Genomic DNA, 4,562 nt, shown 5'->3' with positions numbered 1-4,562 from the left:
TAAATTAAATGTTTCAGCGCCACAATGCGAAAATTCACCTTCTATATGAAAATCATAGGTCGTCCACGCCACAGCAAGGTCGCCCCTGTAAAGTATAATTGGATTCCACATTCTTTCATGAACATTGTTTGTTCTTTTTCCCGTTTCTTCAATCCATGTTTTGTTTGTTCTAAAACTGAAATTGCTTTCTCCCCGCTTTTTAAAAACACGCATCACATGGCCATCCCTTACAACCAAATTTGCAGCCCGCGTTGAATCATGAGTACTAATCGCATCCAACATTTCATTTATGACATTTTTAATGCTATCCGTTGTTGCGTTGGAAGGAAATTGAAAATTGGCTGCGTCTGTTCTTTGACCATAGCTGAAACAGTTAAATAGAATAAAAACCGTAATTATATTATTTTTCATTTTTTCTCCTTTATTTAAGCTAGAGGTGTATTAATTAGTGTTTTGATAACCCTCAATTTTCTGTATTGCTAGCCTAACATTATTCAATGCCCACCCATATTGACTTTTTATAAAGAAATCAGTATCATAATGAATCACAACTTGGGATATGAATTTTTGGTTTTTCAATACTTTATTAAACATTTTTTTTTGATCAAAACCTAACGATTTAGAAATTGAAAATCTTTTTGAATCCATATATCCCCCAGCATCTAAAAATGAATTGTTCGTTTTTATGGCGAGAACTTCATACTGCATTTTAAAAATTTTCTCCAGATGCTTATAAGTGTAATCATATACAGTTGATACAGCTTGAGATACCGAATCTGTTTGTATAATTTTTTTCCCCGCATTTTGAATCTGAGATTCATATATGCTCTTATCTTGGACTAGATAGCTAAAATACATCATATCCCAGATTGTGGCGTTTAATCTGTTTAAAGAAAGTGTAGTGTCATTTGATAAATGCATCAGAAAATGCTTTATGTTATTTTGTTCCTTATCAATAGATTTTATTATCCCAGTAAGACTGGTAGAGTCAGCTACTAATTGTTCTTTTATAGCCGTTAAGGCGTTTTCTTCCCTCTGTAATGTTTCGTTTAATTCAGATTGATTTTCTGTCCATAAACCGCCCGAGATGCCAATAAAAACAGCAATTATTTCAATCCCTCCTCTTGCAAGTATATTTTTCATTATTTATTCCTTTATTTGGTCCATAATCGTTTCATAATAAAAATTACAAAAAAGTGCTCAAGCAAAAGCTTGAATAATTAATGATTTTCTTTTTTAGAATTTTGACCGTTTCCCACTTTTCACTCCTTTTTGTTCTCTTGAATTTATAAAAAATTACTAAACAATGTGTGTCTGCTTTATTATAACGACCTGACTCTCTCCTTGCAAGAAATAGGGACTAATTTAATTCCTCGTTTATAAAAGGAAACTACCCTCAATTTTTTTGTATTAGCTATTTTTAAGCACTTGATTGTACTTTTTCTTTGACTTAATTTTTCTCCTGAATTGTAGATAATTGCAATCTCAACCAAACAATTTATTTAATCCAATCAAGAATAGGAATGTCAATATGGGGACTTTGATTTTGCGGGATACATACCGCGTATTGGAAGAAGAAATGAAATCTCTTGATAAATTAAAGAGAGAAACTTCATTGAAGATTAGAGAGGCCGCTAGTCACGGAGATCTTAAGGAAAATGCGGAATGGCGCGCTGCCAGAGAACAGCAGAGTTTAATAGTATATAAAAAACAATTGATGCAGTCCCATTCGCCGTTCCAGTTCATCCAAAATAGCGAAATTGATACTGACGAGGTAGGCTTTGGCAATAAAGTGGCAATCCGCGAAGAGGGGAAAAGTGGTGCCGAAGATTATTACCTATTAGGTCCCATCGAATTTGAGTTGGATCTTTTTCCCATGATTGTAACCTACCATTCACCTTTTGGCCAAGCCATAATTGGGAAAAAGATTGATGAAGATTTTACACTTGATATCGGGGGTAAAGAGACGAAGTTTACCATTACTGCAATTGAAAAGATTTCTGCAGAATAGTGGCTTAGCAATATTTGTGAGGTTCTAAAGCTAGAGGCGGGTTACTTAACTATTCAATTTCTTCCGAAGATTGATTAACTGTATCAGAAAAATAAAATTTAATTTTAAGCTTTCCATCTACTCTAACCATATAAGCACTTTCAAGCCATTCAAATTTAAGGAGTGTTTTTTTACCTTCATTTAGAGTTACAAATCTTCCCTTGTTATTGAAATATGCATGAGCAGATTCCTTATCAATAGAAATTTTCATGTCACTTAATTCCCAATCATCTTCAATTGTATTGAAGGAGTTTGCAAAATCGAGAAACTCTGAAGCATTGAATTTCTTCCCCATTTCATATAATACATAATCATCTGTTACATAATTATAGAAATTGGTTTTGTCGCTGCTTTCCACCGAAAAAGAATCAAACATTCCCAGAATTGTATCCATAACATCCTGTTCCGTTATTTTTTGATTAGAACTGCAACTACAGAATAGCAAGGAAATTGCAAGTATAATTATTTTTTTCATTTTATTCTCCTTTATTTAAGCCAGAGGCGTTTCATTTATTTATAATCAACTGTATTTCCGTTGGGGTCAGTCTTGATTAACCAGACATCATAATCACCATTCCCGAAAGAAGCGGTCTCTCCTGTAATGATATATCCACCATCTGTGGTCTGTTGGACGGAATGACCTTCATCCGCATAAATTCCCCCAAAGGTCTGATTCCATTCCTCATTTCCCTGTGAATCAGTTTTAATCAACCAAACATAATGACTGCCAGACCCCCAAATACCTACACCAAAATTACCTGCAATGATATATCCACCATCTGTGGTCTGTTGGACGGAATGACCTTGATCTTGTCTGTCTCCCCCAAAGGTCTGATTCCATTCCTCATTTCCCTGTGAATCAGTTTTAATCAACCAAACATCACGATTATTATTCGCAATCCAACCCGTAATGATATATCCACCGTCAGTAGTCAGTTGTACGGACTTACCTATATCACCACTTCCCCCAAAGGTCTGATTCCATTCTTCATTTCCTTGTGAGTCAGTTTTGATTAACCAGACATACCCGATCTGATATCCATAAGAATATGTTCCTGTAATAATATACCCACCATCAGTAGACTGTTGAACGGAATTACCTTCTCCGTTATCAGCACCTCCATCAAAGGTTTTTGTCCACTGTTCATTTCCATTTGAATCTGTTTTGATTAACCAGACATCATAAGAACCATTCCAGATTCTGCCTGTGATAATATATCCACCATCCGTGGTTTGTTGAACGGAAGAACCCCAATCAGAACTACTTCCACCAAAGGTCTGATTCCATTCTTCATTACCATTGGAATCGGTCTTGATTAACCATACATCAGACTGACCATTACCATAAGATTCGGTATATCCTGTAATGATATATCCACCATCCGTGGTTTGTTGAACGGAAGAACTTTCATCATCACTACTGCCACCAAATGTTTGATTCCATTCTTCATTACTTTGACTATCTATTTTGATTAACCAAATATCACGACCACCATTCCCGAAAGATTCTGTATAACCTGTGATAATATATCCACCATCTGTAGTTTGCTGAACAGACTGACCAATATCAACACTACTTCCACCAAAAGTTTTTACAAACCTAAATCCGGGGTAATAACCCACTTGGATATTACTCATTGATTGTAAACCCCAAACATCTTCGACTTGTATTTGGAAATATTTTGTTTGGTCATTTTCAATGCTTCTGACATAGGTTGTATCTGTAGATTTGGCTATCTCCGTTTTCCCGCTCATATCCTCATTTGTAGCTTCATAAATAGCATATGATTTAAAGTCACTTTCATTGTTTTTAGACCAAGATAAATGATGTGAACCATCTTTGACTTCAACTGGATATAGTTCTGATTGTATAGGTGGACTATCAATAGTATTGGTTTTCCCTTTGCCAATTTTGGAGAATCCAAAATTATTCATAATTTTAATCCAATACCAATTCTCCTTGGTAGGGTCAAATGGAGACATTGAATATTCAAGTGCATCAACATTCCCAATTGTTATTACGGTTGATTTTTCCCCCAATTGCGTTGTAGCGTAAAGTAGTTCATAAAACTTAAAGCTTTGGTCGGAGGATTTCTCCCAGTTAACCGTCATCTTTCGCAAATCATATTTCACTGTTAAAACATCTACAGCCTGGGGGCGACCTTCAACTAACTCTTTTTCGATAGAAGTAGATTTATTTGAACCAGCAAATGCATACATACGATAATAATATGTTACAGTGTCCAAACCAATAGCAGTCGAATCGAAATACTCTCGAGTTTCTTTTCCAACACTTGCCAATTCGATGTATAATTTATCTATTCCTATTGTTTCTTTGAAAATTTTAAACCCTTCAATATTTCTTTTATTGTAGTCCCATTCAAGTTTCACTGTGCTTTGAGAAATGCGTACAGCCACAAGATTAATTGGTGCCCATAAGTCTGGGTTTAAAGTGTTGTATTTGTCAAAAGGATTATCCCTAATTCTATCTTCACAGGAAAGCGTAATCCCC

The 4,562-nt window shown here is 35.1% G+C and carries 5 protein-coding genes; 1 reads left to right on the top strand and 4 read right to left on the bottom strand.

Annotated features, from left to right (window positions below; genetic code table 11):
- Positions 1 to 411, bottom strand: a 411-nt coding sequence (locus HN459_04250; protein ID MBT3478655.1) for a hypothetical protein, incomplete at its 3' end; no start/stop codon positions are given.
- Positions 412 to 441: 30 nt separating this feature from the next.
- Positions 442 to 1,143 carry a hypothetical protein gene (locus HN459_04245; protein MBT3478654.1) on the bottom strand — a complete coding sequence of 234 codons (702 nt, stop codon included), beginning with the start codon at positions 1,141 to 1,143 and terminating at the stop codon, positions 442 to 444.
- 388 nt (positions 1,144 to 1,531) lie between these two features.
- Between HN459_04245 and HN459_04240 the strand changes: the two genes are divergently transcribed.
- The gene (locus HN459_04240) at positions 1,532 to 2,011 is read left to right on the top strand and encodes a hypothetical protein (protein MBT3478653.1); all 480 of its coding nucleotides are present in this window, start codon (positions 1,532 to 1,534) and stop codon (positions 2,009 to 2,011) included.
- A gap of 49 nt (positions 2,012 to 2,060) precedes the next feature.
- Here the strand turns inward: HN459_04240 and HN459_04235 are convergent, their stop codons facing one another.
- Together HN459_04235 and HN459_04230 are read right to left on the bottom strand one after the other, a co-directional pair.
- Positions 2,061 to 2,525, bottom strand: a complete 465-nt coding sequence (locus tag HN459_04235; GenBank protein ID MBT3478652.1) for a hypothetical protein — start codon at positions 2,523 to 2,525, stop codon at positions 2,061 to 2,063.
- A gap of 35 nt (positions 2,526 to 2,560) precedes the next feature.
- Complete coding sequence (locus tag HN459_04230) at positions 2,561 to 4,468, bottom strand: hypothetical protein (GenBank protein ID MBT3478651.1); 1,908 nt, start codon at positions 4,466 to 4,468, stop codon at positions 2,561 to 2,563.
- Between the last annotated feature and the right edge of the window lie 94 nt (positions 4,469 to 4,562).

This window comes from Candidatus Neomarinimicrobiota bacterium, from assembly GCA_018647265.1.
Classification (GTDB): domain Bacteria; phylum Fidelibacterota; class Marinisomatia; order Marinisomatales; family TCS55; genus TCS55.
The sequence above is the reverse complement of the archived record's forward strand: the minus strand, read 5'-3'. Positions and strand labels throughout refer to the sequence as shown.

Bases quoted from the DNA above. Each gene is read 5' to 3' on its own strand.
- HN459_04245 (MBT3478654.1), bottom strand. From the start codon at position 1,143: ATGAAAAATATACTTGCAAGAGGAGGGATTGAAATAATTGCTGTTTTT.
- HN459_04240 (MBT3478653.1), top strand. From the start codon at position 1,532: ATGGGGACTTTGATTTTGCGGGATACATACCGCGTATTGGAAGAAGAA.
- HN459_04235 (MBT3478652.1), bottom strand. From the start codon at position 2,525: ATGAAAAAAATAATTATACTTGCAATTTCCTTGCTATTCTGTAGTTGC.